The organism is Natrialba sp. PRR66, assembly GCF_034808065.1.
GTDB lineage: Archaea > Halobacteriota > Halobacteria > Halobacteriales > Natrialbaceae > Natrialba > Natrialba aegyptia.
In genome coordinates, this window is sequence record NZ_JAXHGN010000001.1 from 483,385 (window position 1) to 498,786 (window position 15,402).

19 protein-coding genes and 1 tRNA gene are annotated in these 15,402 nt (G+C 62.3%); 15 read left to right on the forward strand and 5 right to left on the reverse strand.

Going from position 1 to position 15,402, the window contains the following annotated elements; genetic code table 11:
* The first annotated feature begins 49 nt into the window (after positions 1 to 49).
* Both SM755_RS02260 and SM755_RS02265 read left to right on the forward strand, forming a co-directional pair.
* Positions 50 to 1,258 carry an ABC transporter ATP-binding protein gene (locus SM755_RS02260; RefSeq protein WP_323171265.1) on the forward strand — a complete coding sequence of 403 codons (1,209 nt, stop codon included), beginning with the start codon at positions 50 to 52 and terminating at the stop codon, positions 1,256 to 1,258.
* The gene (locus SM755_RS02265) at positions 1,230 to 2,594 is read left to right on the forward strand and encodes an oligopeptide/dipeptide ABC transporter ATP-binding protein (RefSeq protein ID WP_323171266.1); all 1,365 of its coding nucleotides are present in this window, start codon (positions 1,230 to 1,232) and stop codon (positions 2,592 to 2,594) included. The genes SM755_RS02260 and SM755_RS02265 overlap by 29 nt, the downstream gene beginning before the upstream one ends.
* Before the next feature lie 281 nt (positions 2,595 to 2,875).
* Here the strand turns inward: SM755_RS02265 and SM755_RS02270 are convergent.
* The 3 genes from SM755_RS02270 to SM755_RS02280 all read right to left on the reverse strand — a co-directional run bounded on the left by SM755_RS02270 (position 2,876) and on the right by SM755_RS02280 (position 3,836).
* Positions 2,876 to 2,950 (reverse strand) — tRNA-Met (locus SM755_RS02270).
* Positions 2,951 to 3,010: 60 nt separating this feature from the next.
* The gene (locus SM755_RS02275) at positions 3,011 to 3,463 is read right to left on the reverse strand and encodes a GtrA family protein (protein WP_323171267.1); all 453 of its coding nucleotides are present in this window, start codon (positions 3,461 to 3,463) and stop codon (positions 3,011 to 3,013) included.
* Positions 3,464 to 3,569: 106 nt separating this feature from the next.
* Positions 3,570 to 3,836: an HAH_0734 family protein gene (locus SM755_RS02280; protein WP_323171268.1), complete on the reverse strand. Its 267-nt coding sequence runs from the start codon at positions 3,834 to 3,836 to the stop codon at positions 3,570 to 3,572.
* 158 nt (positions 3,837 to 3,994) lie between these two features.
* Here SM755_RS02280 and SM755_RS02285 point away from each other — a divergent pair, with 158 nt between their 5' ends.
* The 6 genes from SM755_RS02285 (at position 3,995) to SM755_RS02310 (ending at position 6,773) form a co-directional block, all read left to right on the forward strand.
* A complete protein-coding gene (locus SM755_RS02285; RefSeq protein ID WP_160062122.1) occupies positions 3,995 to 4,276 on the forward strand; it encodes a 50S ribosomal protein L44e in 282 nt (93 codons plus the stop codon).
* A 5-nt stretch (positions 4,277 to 4,281) separates the two neighbouring features.
* Positions 4,282 to 4,455 carry a 30S ribosomal protein S27e gene (locus SM755_RS02290; protein WP_006109837.1) on the forward strand — a complete coding sequence of 58 codons (174 nt, stop codon included), beginning with the start codon at positions 4,282 to 4,284 and terminating at the stop codon, positions 4,453 to 4,455.
* Positions 4,452 to 5,252, forward strand: coding sequence for a translation initiation factor IF-2 subunit alpha (locus SM755_RS02295; protein WP_323171269.1), 801 nt, complete (start codon positions 4,452 to 4,454; stop codon positions 5,250 to 5,252). The genes SM755_RS02290 and SM755_RS02295 overlap by 4 nt, the downstream gene beginning before the upstream one ends.
* Positions 5,253 to 5,358: 106 nt before the next feature.
* On the forward strand, positions 5,359 to 5,538 hold the full coding sequence (locus SM755_RS02300; protein WP_006109835.1) for an RNA-protein complex protein Nop10: 180 nt from the start codon (positions 5,359 to 5,361) through the stop codon (positions 5,536 to 5,538).
* A gap of 6 nt (positions 5,539 to 5,544) precedes the next feature.
* Positions 5,545 to 6,312, forward strand: a complete 768-nt coding sequence (locus SM755_RS02305) for a proteasome assembly chaperone family protein (protein WP_323171270.1) — start codon at positions 5,545 to 5,547, stop codon at positions 6,310 to 6,312.
* A 215-nt stretch (positions 6,313 to 6,527) separates the two neighbouring features.
* Positions 6,528 to 6,773 carry a hypothetical protein gene (locus tag SM755_RS02310; RefSeq protein WP_323171271.1) on the forward strand — a complete coding sequence of 82 codons (246 nt, stop codon included), beginning with the start codon at positions 6,528 to 6,530 and terminating at the stop codon, positions 6,771 to 6,773.
* 27 nt (positions 6,774 to 6,800) lie between these two features.
* On the opposite strand, the gene SM755_RS02315 is transcribed toward SM755_RS02310, so the two are convergent.
* Complete coding sequence (locus SM755_RS02315) at positions 6,801 to 7,580, reverse strand: MarR family transcriptional regulator (protein ID WP_323171272.1); 780 nt, start codon at positions 7,578 to 7,580, stop codon at positions 6,801 to 6,803.
* 261 nt (positions 7,581 to 7,841) lie between these two features.
* Here SM755_RS02315 and SM755_RS02320 point away from each other — a divergent pair, with 261 nt between their 5' ends.
* The gene (locus tag SM755_RS02320) at positions 7,842 to 9,074 is read left to right on the forward strand and encodes a digeranylgeranylglycerophospholipid reductase (protein ID WP_323171273.1); all 1,233 of its coding nucleotides are present in this window, start codon (positions 7,842 to 7,844) and stop codon (positions 9,072 to 9,074) included.
* Positions 9,075 to 9,123: 49 nt separating this feature from the next.
* Here the strand turns inward: SM755_RS02320 and SM755_RS02325 are convergent, their stop codons facing one another.
* Positions 9,124 to 9,882, reverse strand: a complete 759-nt coding sequence (locus tag SM755_RS02325) for an SDR family NAD(P)-dependent oxidoreductase (protein ID WP_323171274.1) — start codon at positions 9,880 to 9,882, stop codon at positions 9,124 to 9,126.
* A 138-nt stretch (positions 9,883 to 10,020) separates the two neighbouring features.
* Between SM755_RS02325 and SM755_RS02330 the strand changes: the two genes are divergently transcribed.
* The 6 genes from SM755_RS02330 to SM755_RS02355 all read left to right on the forward strand — a co-directional run bounded on the left by SM755_RS02330 (position 10,021) and on the right by SM755_RS02355 (position 15,339).
* Positions 10,021 to 10,479 carry a universal stress protein gene (locus SM755_RS02330; RefSeq protein WP_323171275.1) on the forward strand — a complete coding sequence of 153 codons (459 nt, stop codon included), beginning with the start codon at positions 10,021 to 10,023 and terminating at the stop codon, positions 10,477 to 10,479.
* A gap of 122 nt (positions 10,480 to 10,601) precedes the next feature.
* Entirely contained in the window at positions 10,602 to 11,579 is a 978-nt protein-coding gene (locus SM755_RS02335) for an ROK family protein (RefSeq protein WP_323171276.1), read from the forward strand.
* A 58-nt stretch (positions 11,580 to 11,637) separates the two neighbouring features.
* Entirely contained in the window at positions 11,638 to 13,071 is a 1,434-nt protein-coding gene (locus SM755_RS02340; protein WP_323171277.1) for a hypothetical protein, read from the forward strand.
* Between the two features lie 76 nt (positions 13,072 to 13,147).
* Positions 13,148 to 13,513 carry a NifU family protein gene (locus SM755_RS02345; protein WP_323171278.1) on the forward strand — a complete coding sequence of 122 codons (366 nt, stop codon included), beginning with the start codon at positions 13,148 to 13,150 and terminating at the stop codon, positions 13,511 to 13,513.
* Positions 13,514 to 13,828: 315 nt separating this feature from the next.
* Positions 13,829 to 14,386, forward strand: a complete 558-nt coding sequence (locus SM755_RS02350; RefSeq protein ID WP_369335238.1) for an amino acid-binding protein — start codon at positions 13,829 to 13,831, stop codon at positions 14,384 to 14,386.
* Positions 14,386 to 15,339, forward strand: a complete 954-nt coding sequence (locus SM755_RS02355) for a homoserine dehydrogenase (protein ID WP_323171280.1) — start codon at positions 14,386 to 14,388, stop codon at positions 15,337 to 15,339. Before SM755_RS02350 ends, SM755_RS02355 begins: the two co-directional genes overlap by 1 nt.
* Positions 15,340 to 15,402: the final 63 nt, after the last annotated feature.

Consider the following 15,402-nt stretch of genomic DNA (forward strand, 5'->3'; position numbering starts at 1 on the left):
GACACCAGCTAGTATCACCAACGCAAACGCACGCGGAAACAAAACAATTATGAACTCGAATACGAGTGCGGCCTCCCCGGCACGTGACAGTACCGCAGCCGAATCGTCTTCCGACGCGAAACCCGACGAGGTGCTGCTCGCCGTCGAGAATTTAAAAACGGTGTTCGATACCGACGACGGAACGGTACACGCGGTCGACGGCATCGATTTCACCGTACAACGCGGTGAAACGGTCTGTATCGTCGGCGAAAGCGGCAGCGGAAAGACGGTAACGAGCGAGTCGATCACCCAACTCTTCAAGAGTCCGCCTGGATCGATCGCCGACGGTTCAGTCGTCTTCGACGGCATCGACCTCGCGTCGCGAACCGAGGACGAACTCACCGATATCCGCGGGGCGAGGATCAGCCACATCTTCCAGAACCCGCAGGGTGCACTCAATCCGGTCTACACCGTCGGCTGGCAACTCGTCGAAGCGATCCAGCTCCACCGAAACGTCGACGATGACGCCGCTCGCGAGGACGCCATCAACCTTCTCAATCGCGTCGGCATTCCCGAAGCGAGTTCACATCTCGATGATTATCCCCACGAGCTAAGCGGCGGGATGAAACAGCGAGTGATGATCGCTATGGCGCTTGCGTGCCAACCGGATCTGCTCATTGCGGACGAGCCGACGACGGCGCTGGACGTGACCATTCAGGCCCAGATCCTCAAACTCCTCCGGGAGCTACAGGCCGACTCTGGGATGAGCATCGTCTTTATCACACACGATCTCGGCGTCGTCGCCGAAATCGCGGACCGCGTCGTCGTCATGTACGCCGGGAAGGTGATGGAGCGGGGCAGCGTCTACGACGTCTTCGAGTCGCCGTCCCATCCGTACACGAAGGCATTGCTCGAATGTCTTCCCGGACCCGGATCGCTCGGTGGCATTCCGGGATCGCTCCCGGACCCGACGGCGCCGCCGACGGGCTGTCGGTTCGCAGACCGGTGTCCGTACGCGGTCGCGGAGTGTACGGTCGGCGAACAGCCGGTCTTCGAATCCGTCGGTGGAGCGGTCCAGAACGAAGACATCGAGCACGAAGTATCGTGTATTCATTACCGGTCAACTGATGATCCGTCCGTCCTCGATCAGCTCGGCTCCGACCGATCATCGACGCCGCAGGAACGGCCATCCGGTCAGACAGGTGGCAGTCGAGATAGTGATACGGATAGGGATAGGGATGGAGATGGAGATGGAGATAGGGGTGTCACCCGTGAGTGACCAGCCGGCTGCAGCTCGGACCGAAGCGCCGCTGCTCTCGGTGCGAAACCTGACGAAACACTACCCGATCACGACGGGACTCCGTTCGAAGGAAGTCGGTCGCGTTCGCGCCGTCGACGGTATCGACTTCGATGTGTACCCGGGCGAAACCGTCGGAATCGTCGGTGAGAGCGGCTGTGGGAAATCGACTGCCGCGAGTTCACTGATCCGGCTCGAGGAGCCGACCGAGGGGACGGTTCGATTCGACGGGGAAGACATCACTCAGTACGATCAAGCGGAACTGAAGGCGTTCCGACGGCGGGTGCAGATGATCTTCCAGGACCCGGAATCGAGTTTCGATCCGCGAATGAGTATCGGCGAGGCGATTGCCGAACCACTGGCCGTACAGGGCCTGACGGACGCAAGCCGGCGGCGCGAGATCGTCGCGGATCTGCTCGAACGGGTGGGACTAACAGCGAGGGAGGCGGATCGGTATCCGCACGAACTCAGCGGCGGACAGAAACAGCGAGTCGGCCTTGCACGGGCGCTCTCGATGAACCCCGACATGATTATCGCCGACGAACCGGTGTCCGCGCTCGACGTTTCGATCCAGTCCGAAATCCTGGCGTTGATGACCGACCTGCAGGAGACCTTCGGGCTGAGTATCCTGCTCATCAGCCATAACCTGGCCGTTATCCGCCAGATCTGTGACCGCGTCGCCGTGATGTATCTCGGTGAAATCGTCGAACTCGGGACGGCGTCGGAAGTCTTTACGAACCCGCAGCATCCCTATACTCGAGCACTGCTGGCATCGATCCCGACCGCCGATCCGACGGATCGCGGGATGGGTATCGAACTCACCGGCGACGTGCCGAGTCCATCGAACCCACCGACCGGCTGCCGGTTCCACACCCGTTGCCCGGAACTCATTCAGCCCGAGAACTACGAGTTCGAGCAGTCGACCTGGCGACGCGTCATGGACCTGCGACAGAAACTCGATCAGGGCACCGTCGATGTCGATGCCATCCGTGAAGGAGTCATCACCGAACGGGAATCCGACGAAACTCTCGACGACGTGTCCGCCACCGAAACGAAAGCCCGCCTCCGCGACGAGTTCGCCATCCCGCACTCGCTTGAGGATCCCCGGGCGGAATCCGTCCTCGACGCGGCACTCGACGAGCTCGTCAGCGGCAATCCGGCGGCCGCCCGCGAGCGACTCGTAACCGAATTCGCGACACCCTGCGAGTCACGGTCTCCGACGCTCGAGGACACGACGGCCGGACAGACCGCCTCCTGTCTTCGCCTCGAAAACGAACTGCCGCCGACTGAACTCGAGCAGACGGTGCGGTCGGATTGACCGTCACTCCGATATCATCTCCGAATCTCGGTGTGTTAGTCAGTAATTTCGCTCTTGCGGACCAGGAGAAGCGACAGCCAGGTATCACGAAAGGAGAACCGTACCCAAGACGGAGACCAGCCAGACTCCATCTCAAACGTCACTGATAGTACTAGCTCGCCGGCCGGGAACAGCTGGATCCACGAGAGAGACGCTTTTGTCCGATACCAACGTCTGAACGGTGTAACTGATCCGAGTGACGAAACGAACTTGCCGGTCAGAAGTTTGCTCCGGCAGAAGTATAGCGGGAGGTAGATTTGAACTACCGGTCTGCGGGTTATGAGCCCGCCGGAATCTCCTGGCTATCCCATCCCGCTACCATATCGTAACCCGGTGTGCTAGTTAAGGGTTGTGATTCAACCGCCGTATGGGAGTTTCTACCGTTCATCGCGGTGGACCTGCCACGTGTAGAGACTCTCACAAGTGTAGTTGACGAAAAATCCCACACCGATCCCGAGGACGTTCGCCACTCCATACCAAAGCCCGGCGCTCTCGACCAGCAGCGTAAAGATGCCGAGTGTCACTAGAAACCCCAGGAATCGTACCCCGTTCGACCGCAGAAATCGCGTGCCCAGGGCTCGCAAGTGCATCTTGCCGTGGCTGGCGAACGTCCACCACTCGTTGAGGACGAAGATAACCACGATCGAGAGTTCCCAAGAGAGGGCTTTCCCCGGAACAGCTGAGACCTCCATCGCCTCAACCAGGAGGATTAGCGTGCCGATATCCACCGTTGCACCGACGAGTCCGACGCCGGCGAACTGGCGGAATCGCCTCGCCGAGAGAAGCGCACGAAGCCGCGTCCGGATTGTCTCAGCGAAAGAGTCGATCATCGTCGAATACCAGTTTCGGTTGCGCTCAGCACTCATTTTCGACGCGACCTCACTAACAGATCGTCGGGTTCCGGCTCGTAATTGCACGACAGACCGGCGCGCCGACTCAGACTGCGAGTTCACCTTGCGGTCGGACGACGTCGACGGCGTCGGCATCGACGCGTTCGACATCAAGGAAGTGAGGGATGAAATTTCGGCGTTCGAAGTCCCCGTATTCGGATTCAGCGCCGACGGTACACCACAGTTGGACCTCCTCGGGGCCGTGCCACTCGCCGTTGCGGTTGATCCCGAAACAGACCACTTGCTCACCGTCGACTTCGATGATCGCACCCTTTCTGATCCCGGGGTCGCCGTGGATGATGAGCTGTTTCATATGGGTGGGTTCTCACGAGAGGAGATTAAACGCTTCGAACGCGTGCGCACACGAAAGCGCGGACAGGGATCTTGCGGTGGCTTTCCCGGAGCGGGCCCGACGACGAACCAAACGGGTTTTAAACAGCGCTATCTTAGCCCACGTCAAGTGAGATAACCATGCAGATGCCACGCCGATTCAATACGTATTGTCCGCACTGTAACGAACATCACGAACACGAAGTCGAGAAGTCCCGAACGGGTCGTTCCTCCGGCATGAAATGGGACGCTCGCCGAACCCGACGGAACACATCGAGCATCGGTAACTCCGGTCGCTTCTCGAAGGTGCCTGTCGGCGAGAAGCCCACCAAGAAGACCGATCTCAAGTACCGCTGCAGCGAATGCGGCAAGGCCCACCTCCGCGAGGGATGGCGTACCGGCCGACTCGAGTTCCAGGAGTGATTTCAATGGCAGGAAATTTCTACACCGTTCGCTGCAGTGACTGCGAGAACGAACAGACCGTCTTCGGCAAGGCCGCGACGGAGGTCGCCTGTGCCGTCTGTGGCACCACCCTCGCGCGACCGACCGGTGGCAAGGCCGAGATCGAACACGAGATCACGGATACAGTCGAGTCACGATGAAGTACAGCGGCTGGCCCGACCCCGGCGAACTCGTCGTCGGCAAGATCGACGAGATCGAAGACTTCGGTGTCTTCGTCGATCTCGAGGAGTACGAGGACAAGCGCGGCCTGATTCACATCTCCGAGGTCGCAAGCGGATGGATCAAGAACGTCCGCGACCACGTCCGCGAGGGCCAGATCGTCGTCTGTAAGGTCCTAGACGTCGACGAGGGGTCCCAGCAGATCGATCTCTCGCTCAAGGACGTCAACGATCACCAGCGCTCCGAGAAGATCCAGCAGTGGAAAAACGAGCAGAAAGCCGACAACTGGATGGATCTGGCCACGGGCGAAGAGATCGAAGACGAGGAATACACCGCGATCGCGAACGAACTGATCGGTGCTCACGGCAGCCTCTACGAGGGCTTCAAACAGGCCGCAATCCACGGCCACGAGGCGCTCGAAGATACCGAACTCACGGACGACGAGATCGACGCACTCGTCGAAACCGCTCGCGAAAACGTCTCGGTGCCGTACGTCAACGTTACTGGCTACGTCGACCTCGAGAACCCGTCTGCAAGCGGCGTCGACGGGATCCGCGAGGCGCTGACCGCAGCCGAAGGAAACGGCGAGGTGCCCGAAGAGGTCGACCTCGACGTCACCTACGTCGGCGCACCCGAGTACCGCATCCGCGTGCAGGCACCCAACTACAAGACGGCCGAATCCCAACTCGAAGAGAGCGCCCAGCGTGCAATCGCCGCCATCGAGGGCCACGGCGGCGACGGCGAGTACCACCGCGACCGCCGAACGGACGAGGAGTAGTAGAACACGGCCCAGACGACGATGGCGGGGCCAGACGCGGCTTGGACCCCGAGCGTTCGGATCGACAGCATCGATCCGTTGTATCCAGACGCACACCACAGATCCAATGAAATCCGACATCCGTGTCTGTTCGGCGTGGCGTGACCAACACGACCGGCCACGATACAGCCTGTCTGAAACGTGTCCCGACTGTGGCGCACCCACCGAGAACAGCGCCCCCGCACCCTTCGATCCGGAAGACCCCTACGGCGAGTACCGACGCGCTCTTAAACGTCGCAACCGCTGATAGGGTATGGACGAACTCGACATCGACGCGGTCGCCGAGGCTGCACTGGACGACCCCGTACTCGTCGAGGGGCTGCCGGGCGTCGGACACGTCGGCAAACTCGCCGTCGACCACCTGCTCGAAGAACTCGACGGCGAGAGCACGCTCGTTAGACGGGTGTACTCACACGAGTTCCCGCCGCAGGTGAGCATCGAGGGTGGCGTCTCCGAACTCACCTGCGTCGAGATTTACGCAATCTCGCCGGCAGAGGGCCGCGATCTACTTCTGTTGACCGGCGATCACCAGGCCCAGACCAACGAAGGCCATTACGTGCTGACGAGTGCCTTCCTCGATATCGCCGAAGAGTTCGGCGCGAGCGAGGTGTTCGCACTCGGCGGCGTGCCGACGGGTGAACTCATCGATGAGTATGCCGTCGTCGGCGCTGTCAGCGACGAGTCGATGCTCGGTGAACTCGAGGAAGCGGGTGTCGAGTTCAGGGAAGACGAGCCGGCGGGTGGGATCGTCGGTGTCTCGGGGCTGCTCTTGGGACTCGGCGAGCGCCGCGGATTGGAGGCCGCGTGTCTGATGGGTGAGACGAGCGGCTATCTCGTCGACCCGAAGAGTGCGCGTGCCGTCCTCGAAGTGCTCGAGGACGTACTCGATATCGAACTGGACTACGAAACGCTCGACGAGCGGGCCGACGAGATGGAGGGCGTGATCGGCAAGATTCAGGAGATGGAGCAACAACAGCAGATGGACGTGCCGACGGACGACGACTTGCGGTACATCGGCTGAACTCGGTTCCGAGAGCGATGCGGTGGGAGTCTCGGGCCGCAATTACTAGCGTGGCTGTCTGTGTATTTCTTGTGGGCATTTTGTGAATAGTATGCAGGAAGGGTGCGTGGGATGGCAGATTGTTCCCATAGGAGAGGCTGTTCTAGGGACTCTATAGATCTTAGTTCCTATTATGGGAAGAGTTATCCACTCAAACCCATAATCATGTGCTTGTAATGCAAAGAAGCGCCCAAAAATCGCTTAATAGCGACGAATGGACTACGATCAGTGATTTCGGGAACGAAGAGTCGGCGAACTCGGTTTCCAAGTACGAGGCGAAATTCATCGCGAACGTCGAGAAGCAATATATCGAAAACGAAATCGTTCTGGTCAAAGAAACCCGCTCGATGGGCGGCGAACAGCTCTATCACATTCCAAAAACGGTTTTTGAGGGAATCGTCGACCAACTGCCGGCCCAGTGAGGGAATGAGCCGCGTGTTTCGCCGGCTCTACCCTTCGAGTACTTCGTAGGCGACATCGGCGTCACGGAGCGCATCAGTAACACGGCCGACGGCATCGGTGGTCGCGATTGCGGTGACATCGAGTCCGTGTTCGGCGGCGTCGGCGGCGACCTCGCCGACGGCGAACGTAACTGCGGGTTCGACGGTGGCCCGCCGGCAGGCGACGACGGCTTCGACGCCGGTTGCGACGACGAGTTCGGCGTCGTCGCAGGCGTCGGTCACGGTGGCCGCATCGATCGCTCGGCTGCCGCCGGTTCGCACGGAGGGGACCTGGAGCACCGTCACGGAGCCGGGTTCGAGTTCCATGACGCCCTCGAAGCTCGTGACGCCGACGTCGGTGCCGGCTTCGGCGTCGGTGGTGGCGATGCCGGTTGCGGGGCCGTCGCCGCCGGGTGTGGCGTGAAGGAGGCCGTCTTCGAGCGAGAGCGAGACGGTGTCGTCCTCTTCGATGTCGTCGGTGGCGATGTAGGCGTCTTCGCTCATCGCAGCGAGTACGTCGCCGGTGACGTGGTCTGCGAAGCGACGAACGTTGTCGGCGGCGTGGAAGAGCCAGTCGACACCTTCGCGAGTGACACGATAGCGCGAACGGCCTTCCTTCTCGACGAGCCCGTCGTCGACGAGTTCGCGAATGTACTCGCTGACGGCCTGGCTCGTGACGCCGACTTCCTCGGCGATTTCCCCCTGGCTGACGGCGGGCTGGCGCTCGGCGATCTGGACGAGAATGCGGAATCGCGTCGCGGCCCGTTTGTTGTCGAGGACGTCGACCATATGGTGCATTTTTCGAGGGGTGGCAAAAAGGTACGCGGTCGATACGCCGAACTGACGACGGGCGCTGCACTCGGTGCGCGGGTACACTCGGTGCGCAGGTAGTGAAAGCTACAAGCGGCTCGATCCGGTAGTAACGGTAGTAAGTCATCGGAGCCCGTCGCCTGCACGGAAGATACCAAGCCACACGCCGGTGGTGAGAGTGCAGTCAGGTCGCAGGGACGACTGAACAAACTCATTAGGGTTCGACAGAGTCTGGAAAGTATGAACGACCGCCACGACGTGGTGATCGCCGGTGCCGGACCGGCCGGTGCCCAGTGTGCCCGTGACCTCGCGACGAGAGGCTACGATGTCGTCGTCCTCGAAACTGAGGTCGAAGAGGAGTTCCCGCGCCAGAGCAACAAGTCGACGGCTGGGACGTTTCCGTCGATGATGTCCGCGTTCGGCATTCCAGACGAGGTGGTGATGCAGTATACCGATAGCGTCGTCCTCGAATCGCCGACGGATTACTTCGTCAAAGAACAGTCCGGGGCGGTTCTCGAGTTCGCCGACTTCAAGCGGTTCCTCGTCGAGGAGGGCCAGACCGCGGGAGCGGAGTATCGCTTCGATTCGCGGGTTACGGCTCCGATCACGGAGGGCGGCGAGATCGTCGGTGTGACGTACAACGGCGACGAGGAGGTCTACGGCGAAATCATCATCGATGCGACGGGGCCGGCCGCACCGCTTGCGAAAAAACTTGGTGTGACGGACCTCAAGCGGGAGAACCACGCGATCGGGATCGAGTACGAGTTCGAGGGAATCGACATCGACCGACCCGGCTTCGCGGATCTCCACGACGCGATGATGCTGCGATTGGATCACGAGATCGCGCCCGGCGGCTACTCGTGGATTTTCCACACCGGCGAGGATACGGCCAAGGTCGGCCTCTGTTACATTCAAAACGGGAGTCACGACCAGTACGCTCGCGACGGGTTCAGCATCGACGACTACCTCGATCACTGGGTCGAGACCGACCCGCGCTTTCGGGACGCAACCCGGTTCGACGAGAAACAACACCGCGGATCGGCACACATCCAGATGCCGAACAAGTTACACACCGACCGCTTCATGGCGATCGGAGACACCGTGCCGACGGTCGATCCGCTCTGGGGCGAGGGGATCAACAAGTGTATGCAATCCGGCCGGATGGCCGCAGCCGCGGCCGATAGCTGCCTCAAGCACGGCAATATCGAGCCCACCGCGGAGAATCTCGAAGTCTACGAGACGCTCTGGCACCGAGAGGTTGCCCCGAACATGCAAAACCGACTGTGGATGACGAAACTCCTGTATCTCGCGGATAACGACCGCTACGACCGGCTGATGCGAGATCTGAATCGACTCGGCGACGACACGCTGGCGAAGGCAAACCGGGGGAACGTCCGCGCTATTTCAAACCTCCTCGGTCTCGAGGACGTGCCGCTGCTCGCCCAGTTCGCGAAACAGGAGTTCGGTTTCTGAGGGACAATCCGTCGGCAGCCGTCCGCATACGTATTCCGATTCCGTCAACTCAGACGCGTTCCGGAAGCCACCCGCCGTCGACTTCGACGTTCTCGCCGCTGATGTATCCCGAATCCGGGTCGAGGAAAAACAGCAGCGGCTGGATTAGATCGTCGAAACTCGCGGGACGATCGCGCGGCAGTTCCTCGGGAAACTCTTCGGAGTTCTCGACGACGTAGGGCGAAATCGCGTTGACGGTGATGCCGTCGTCTTGCGTTTCCGCAGCGAGCATCCGGGTAAACATCAATACGCCCGCTTTTGCGACGAAATACGGGAAGTTCACCGGGCTGACGAGCCCTTTCTCGCTCGACGCGTAGCCGATATTGACGATACGGCCGTACCCGCCGTCGCTGTCGCTGTCGCTCTCGCGCATCGTCGGGAGCGCCCGCTTCGAGCAGAGATAGGTGCCGTTGAGATTGGTCTCGAGAACGTGGTTCCACGTTTCGAACTCGAGTTCAGCCCAGTGATGCGGCGCGAAGTCGCCGACGTTGTTGACGAGGACGTCGACGGGGCCGAGTTCGGATTCGACCGCGGCGAAGAGGCCGTCGACGCTGTCTGGATCGGTAACGTCACCCTGGACGGTCATCGTGTCTTCGGCACCGCGCGAGCGCGCTTCGGCAGCGACTTCGCGGGCGGCCTCGGCGCTCGTGTGATAGTGAACGGCGGTTCGTGCGCCACGATCGGCCGTCGAAAGCAGGAGTTCACGCCCGATACCGCGGGCGCTTCCCGTCACGAGGACTGTACGGCCATCGAGTGAGAGGTTGTTCATACGGAGTTCTCATCGGGTGGGTGGAAAAATGGCTCGCCAGCGGTTTCGGGAGGCGCTATCGGTGCTGTTTCTGGTCCCGCAGCGCCAGTTTGGACACTAGGTCTGACACTTAAGTAGGATGGCGAATATAGTCGAGACATGACGCTACAAACCGTCCTTCTTGCGGTTGGACCGGGTGATGCTGATCGAAGCGAGAAACTGGCAGAAACCGTCGTCGAAATCGCGGCACCGGCGGATGCGACGGTCGTTCTCGGCCACGTCTTTACCAGTTCCGAGTACGACGAGGTATTGACGCGCCTGGATTTCGATACTGAGGTGGCAGAGGACGATCCGGACGAAGTCGCGATGCGCCACTCGACGATCAGGGAATTACAGGAGACGCTCGACGAGTACGAGATCGACTACGAGACGCGAGGGGCCGTCGGCGACCACGGGCCAGCGATCGTCGACATGGCAACGGCAGTCGACGCCGATCGGGTCGTCGTCGGCGGGCGGCGGCGGTCGCCGACGGGGAAGGCGGTCTTCGGCTCGACCGCACAGGAGGTTCTCCTCTCGGCTCCCTGTCCGGTGACGTTCGTCCGAAACGAGGACGAGTGAGCGTCGCCGATCGTCGGTAACCCGATAACACGATACCACGGAACGAAATCTGTCGCAGTCACTACTCGTTGTCGAGTACAATATGTGTAGTTAAGTAACGCCGCGGCGCTCATTCGAATAGGATGGTCTACTATGCGGGCGTCGATCTCGGCGCGACGAACGTCCGGGCGGCCGTCGCTACGGACGACGGGACGACGATCGGCGTCAGTCGGAACGCCACACCACGTGGACCGACGGGAATCGACATTACGGAAGGCGTTCTTCGAACGCTCCGAGAAGCCTGCGGCGACGCCGGCGTCACGCCGGGCGAGGTCGTCGCCGCCGGTATCGGCTCGATCGGCCCGTTCGACCTCGCGGAGGGTGCTGTGATCGATCCGGCGAACCTCCCGGACTCGATCGACCGCATTCCGCTCACGGGACCGATTGAAAAGTTGCTCGATACCGACGAAGTCTACCTCCACAACGACACAACCGCCGGCGTCATCGGCGAGCGCTTTCACGCCGACCGCAACCCCGACGACATGGTCTACATCACCATCTCCTCGGGCGTCGGAGCCGGCATCTGCTGCGACGGCGAAATCCTCGGCGGCTGGGACGGCAACGCCGGCGAGGTCGGCCACTGCGTCGTCGACCCGCGCGGTCGCCTGACCTGCGGCTGCGGCCGCGACGGCCACTGGGAAGCCTACTGCTCGGGCAACGCCATTCCCGACTACGCACGCCTGCTCGCCGAGGACGACCCCACGATCTCGACCGATCTCCCCCTCGAGAGCCCCGAGTTCACCGCCAAGGACGTCTTCGAGTTCGCCGGCGAAGACGAACTCGCCGAGTACGTCATCGACCAACTGGCCCACTGGAACGCCATGGGGATAACGAACGTAATCCACTCGTTCGCGCCGATCATGATCTCCTTCGGCGGGGCCGTCGCCCTCCACAACGAAGCGTTAGTCGTCGACCCGATTCGCGACCGCATCGCCGACATGGTGATGACGAACGTCCCCGAAATTCGAGTGACCGATCACGGCGATGACGTCGTTCTCGAAGGCGCGATCGCAAGCGCACTGACACAGGGGACCGGCGATCGGACTCGCCTTCAAAACTGACACCGACGGACTCGCGGGAGAACCAATAGTATTTGAATCAACAGGTCGAGATGCCTGTATGCGCCGCCGATCGTTCCTCCGAACCGGGCTGACAGCGGGGGCCGCTCTTTCGGTGTCCGCGACCGCCGCCACCGGCGCTCCCGCAGCCACGCAGGATAGCACGTCGAACGTCAGTTCGACGCCCCAGGATGCGACGCCGTCGTCGTACGAACCACTCGGGCGCGTGGAGATCGACCGCGCGGCCGAAACCGTCGTTGGTGACGACGGCGACATCGCGTACGTCGCAACCACGACGGGCTTTGCGACCGTTGACGTCTCCGACCCCGCGGACCCGACGGTGCTCGCTCGCGAGGGCGGGATCACGGTCGACGGGACCCCGCTTATCGAAATCCTCGACGTAGAAGTAGACGGCAACCGACTCGTCGTCCCCGGCCCCGCCAATCCGACCTCTGAGGAGGTCTTTCACGGCTTTTGCTGTTACGACGTGAGCGACCCCGCCGATCCGACTCCTGCTATCGAACCCTACGAAACCGGCTTTCACATCCACAACTGCTATCTCGAGGGCGACCGCCTGTTCGTCGTCTCCAACGGCTCGCCGCCCGCGGCGAACGAACTCGTCATCTTCGATCTCGGCGACGACACGGTCACCGAACGCGGGCGCTGGGCGCTGCTCGATTACGATTCTACGTGGGAAGACCTCTACTGGCTCGCCCGCTACGTCCACGACGTCTACGTCCAGGACGACATCGCGTATCTCCCGTTCTGGAACGCCGGCACCTACCTGGTCGACGTGAGCGACCCGGACGCGCCAGCGTACGTCTCGCACGTCGTCGATCCCGAACTGGACCGCGACGAACAGCGCACGCTCGACGACGAGACGGCCCAGTTCAGCCTCCCCGGCAACGACCACTACGCCGCCGTCGACGACACCGGCGACCTCATGGCCGTCGGGCGCGAGGCCTGGGCCACCGGCAGCGACGACCCGGACGGAGCCGGCGGGATCGACCTTTATGACATCAGCGATCCCACAACGCCCACCCACCAAGCCAGCATCGACGCCCCCGCCGCCGACGACGAGTCCTACCGCGGCGGCACGTGGACGACCGCCCACAACTTTGAACTCCGGAACGGCCGGCTCTACTCCGCTTGGTACCAAGGCGGCGTCAAAATTCACGATGTCTCCGACCCCGCCGATCCAACCGAACTCGCCGCCTGGCGCGACGCCGAAACGACCGGTTTCTGGACCGCCCGCATCCTCGACCCGGAGACGGCGTTCGTCGCGAGCAGCACCGACGTGATTCCCAAGGCGGGGACGACGGGTGAACTCGTTACGTTCCCGACGGACCCGGATAGCGGCGATACCGAGTCCGGCAGTGACGACGGCGGCGCTATCGGCGAGTCGATCCCCGGGTTCACCGGCGCTGCCGGCGCAATGGGACTTGCAGGCGGTATGGTCGGCGCGGCGTGGCTGCGTCGCCGACTGCGTTCCTGACGAGTTCGGTCGCAGTGCACGGTCCGATCGCTCGAGGACCAAACCTATTCACTCCTCGAGTTCGTAGGGCGGGCAAATGAGTGATTCCGATACCGACGGGCCGCTTCGGGAACGCGTCGAGACGTGGCTCGCCCGCGAGATGCCGATTATCCAGATGCACGGCGGAACCAGCGCGGTCCGCGAGGCTGACCCGGAGTCCGGCGAAGTCATCATCGAACTCGGCGGTGGGTGCAAGGGCTGTTCGGTCAGCAATGTGACGACGGGCAATATCGAGGCTGAACTCCTCAAGTGGCCCGAAATAGACGAGGTGACGGTTCGCGTGCCGGACGCTCGCGAAAGCCTCGGCGGGCCGGACCAGGCCGAGTCGATTATGGGGGTCGACCGGACCGAAGGCGGCCGCGGCGACTGGGGATCGTCGAATCCCGGAAAAGACCACCTCTGAACTGCTGGTCTCGATCGATAGCGGATATCCCACCGCTGTGTGCTTGTCGTTGGCAGGATCGGTCAGTTTTGAGAGTTCCTATATCCTTTTACGCTCGAGTTACGGAGTAAGTCACCATGACGACGTGTGGATGTCCGACCGCAGGAGGTGAGGGTAATGGGTAACGAACCCGCCGTAGACGGCCAAGCGGCCGACGACGCGGACGCAACTGGAGATGCAGACCCAGACACGACCGCTGTCGACCACGCGGCCACATCCGACGACGCCGACGGCAACCCCAACACGGACAGCGAGGACGCCGAAACCACAACAGAAATGGAAGCGGAAGCGGAAACTGAAACTGAAACAGAAACCGACGGTGGCGTCCACGCCTACACCGTCCGCCTCGAACTCGTCGACGAACCCGGCGAGCTCCTTCGTGCGCTCTCCCCGATCGCGGACAACGGCGGCAATCTCCTGAGCATACACCACGAGCGGGGCAACATCACACCCCGCGGCCACATCCCCGTCGAAGTCGACCTCGAATGCCCACCCGATCGGTTCGACGACGTCGTCGAAGGACTCCGCGGTGCCGGCGTCAACGTCATCCAGGCCGGTGCCGAACGCTACGGCGAGGAAATCAGCGTCGTCCTCGTCGGCCACCTCGTCGAAAACGACCTCTCGGAGACGCTCTCGCGGATCGAAACCGAGGCGGACGCCGCCGTCATCGACCTCTCGCTCGCCGCCCCCGACGGCACCGAGGCCACCTCCAGCGCCCGACTGCGACTCGCCGTCGACTCCGGCCGAACCGACGCCGCGCTCGAAGCCATCCGCTCGATCGGCTCAACCAAGGACCTCACCGTCGTCGAGCCGCTCCTCGGAGGTGACGCCTGATGGGACAGCGCCTCGCGATCCTCGGCGCCGGAAACGTCGGCCGCTCCGTCGCTGAACTCGCCGCGGAGTACGAACACGAGGTCGTCGCCCTCGCCGACTCGACGAGCGCCGCCGTCGACTCCGAGGGCATCGACGTGACGGACGTAGTCAAGCGCAAACGAAGCGGCGAAAACCTCGGAGAGACTGCGCCCGAAGCCGTCTTCGAGACCGACTACGACGTGCTCGTCGAGGCCACCCCGACGACGCTCGGCGACGCTGACCCCGGCTTTACGCACGCGAAGCGTGCACTCGAGACCGACCACCACGTCGTGCTCGCGAACAAAGGCCCCGTCGCCGAACGCTACGACGAACTCCGTGAACTGGAAGCCGGCAGTGCAGGCGCGATCCGATTCGAGGCCACCGTCGGCGGTGCGATCCCCGTCCTCTCGACGATCGAAGACTCGACGCCGCAGGCAGTCACCGCCGTCCGCGGAGTTCTCAACGGCACTGCGAACTTCATCCTCACCCGCATGGCCGCCGAGGGACTCGACTACGAACACGTCCTCGCGGAAGCCCAAGACTTAGGCGTCGCCGAAGCCGACCCCACGTTCGACGTCGACGGCACCGATGCCGCCCTGAAATTCGTCATCCTCGCAAACGTCCTGGCGGACGGCGGCTTCTCGCTCGACGATGCAACCGTCGAAGGTATCCAGAACGTCCCCGGCAGCGCGCTTGAACTCGCCGCCGAAGACGGGCGCACGATTCGACTCATTGGCGAGGCAACTCGTGACGGGGTCCGTGTGAGTCCACGACTCGTCCCCGAAAACGGGGCCCTCGCTGTGACCGGGACGCGAAATATCGTCCAGATCGAAACCCGAAACGCCGGCTCGCTTCATTCGAGCGGTCGGGGCGCTGGCGGTCCCGAAACGGCGACGGCAGTCCTCTCCGACGTGGGTCGTCTTCCACCACTGTAACTGAGCACGACAGTCGAGTTCAGCTGTCAGTGTTCGTTTCGGACCGATCCGTGTGGACATGAC

What these genes read in the sequence shown, in the direction of transcription:
- SM755_RS02260 (WP_323171265.1), top strand. Translation starts at nt 50, where the DNA reads ATGAACTCGAATACGAGTGCGGCCTCCCCGGCACGTGACAGTACCGCA.
- SM755_RS02265 (WP_323171266.1), top strand. Translation starts at nt 1,230, where the DNA reads ATGGAGATAGGGGTGTCACCCGTGAGTGACCAGCCGGCTGCAGCTCGG.
- SM755_RS02275 (WP_323171267.1), bottom strand. Translation starts at nt 3,463, where the DNA reads ATGATCGACTCTTTCGCTGAGACAATCCGGACGCGGCTTCGTGCGCTT.
- SM755_RS02280 (WP_323171268.1), bottom strand. Translation starts at nt 3,836, where the DNA reads ATGAAACAGCTCATCATCCACGGCGACCCCGGGATCAGAAAGGGTGCG.
- SM755_RS02285 (WP_160062122.1), top strand. Translation starts at nt 3,995, where the DNA reads ATGCAGATGCCACGCCGATTCAATACGTATTGTCCGCACTGTAACGAA.
- SM755_RS02290 (WP_006109837.1), top strand. Translation starts at nt 4,282, where the DNA reads ATGGCAGGAAATTTCTACACCGTTCGCTGCAGTGACTGCGAGAACGAA.
- SM755_RS02295 (WP_323171269.1), top strand. Translation starts at nt 4,452, where the DNA reads ATGAAGTACAGCGGCTGGCCCGACCCCGGCGAACTCGTCGTCGGCAAG.
- SM755_RS02300 (WP_006109835.1), top strand. Translation starts at nt 5,359, where the DNA reads ATGAAATCCGACATCCGTGTCTGTTCGGCGTGGCGTGACCAACACGAC.
- SM755_RS02305 (WP_323171270.1), top strand. Translation starts at nt 5,545, where the DNA reads ATGGACGAACTCGACATCGACGCGGTCGCCGAGGCTGCACTGGACGAC.
- SM755_RS02310 (WP_323171271.1), top strand. Translation starts at nt 6,528, where the DNA reads ATGCAAAGAAGCGCCCAAAAATCGCTTAATAGCGACGAATGGACTACG.
- SM755_RS02315 (WP_323171272.1), bottom strand. Translation starts at nt 7,580, where the DNA reads ATGGTCGACGTCCTCGACAACAAACGGGCCGCGACGCGATTCCGCATT.
- SM755_RS02320 (WP_323171273.1), top strand. Translation starts at nt 7,842, where the DNA reads ATGAACGACCGCCACGACGTGGTGATCGCCGGTGCCGGACCGGCCGGT.
- SM755_RS02325 (WP_323171274.1), bottom strand. Translation starts at nt 9,882, where the DNA reads ATGAACAACCTCTCACTCGATGGCCGTACAGTCCTCGTGACGGGAAGC.
- SM755_RS02330 (WP_323171275.1), top strand. Translation starts at nt 10,021, where the DNA reads ATGACGCTACAAACCGTCCTTCTTGCGGTTGGACCGGGTGATGCTGAT.
- SM755_RS02335 (WP_323171276.1), top strand. Translation starts at nt 10,602, where the DNA reads ATGGTCTACTATGCGGGCGTCGATCTCGGCGCGACGAACGTCCGGGCG.
- SM755_RS02340 (WP_323171277.1), top strand. Translation starts at nt 11,638, where the DNA reads ATGCGCCGCCGATCGTTCCTCCGAACCGGGCTGACAGCGGGGGCCGCT.
- SM755_RS02345 (WP_323171278.1), top strand. Translation starts at nt 13,148, where the DNA reads ATGAGTGATTCCGATACCGACGGGCCGCTTCGGGAACGCGTCGAGACG.
- SM755_RS02350 (WP_369335238.1), top strand. Translation starts at nt 13,829, where the DNA reads ATGGAAGCGGAAGCGGAAACTGAAACTGAAACAGAAACCGACGGTGGC.
- SM755_RS02355 (WP_323171280.1), top strand. Translation starts at nt 14,386, where the DNA reads ATGGGACAGCGCCTCGCGATCCTCGGCGCCGGAAACGTCGGCCGCTCC.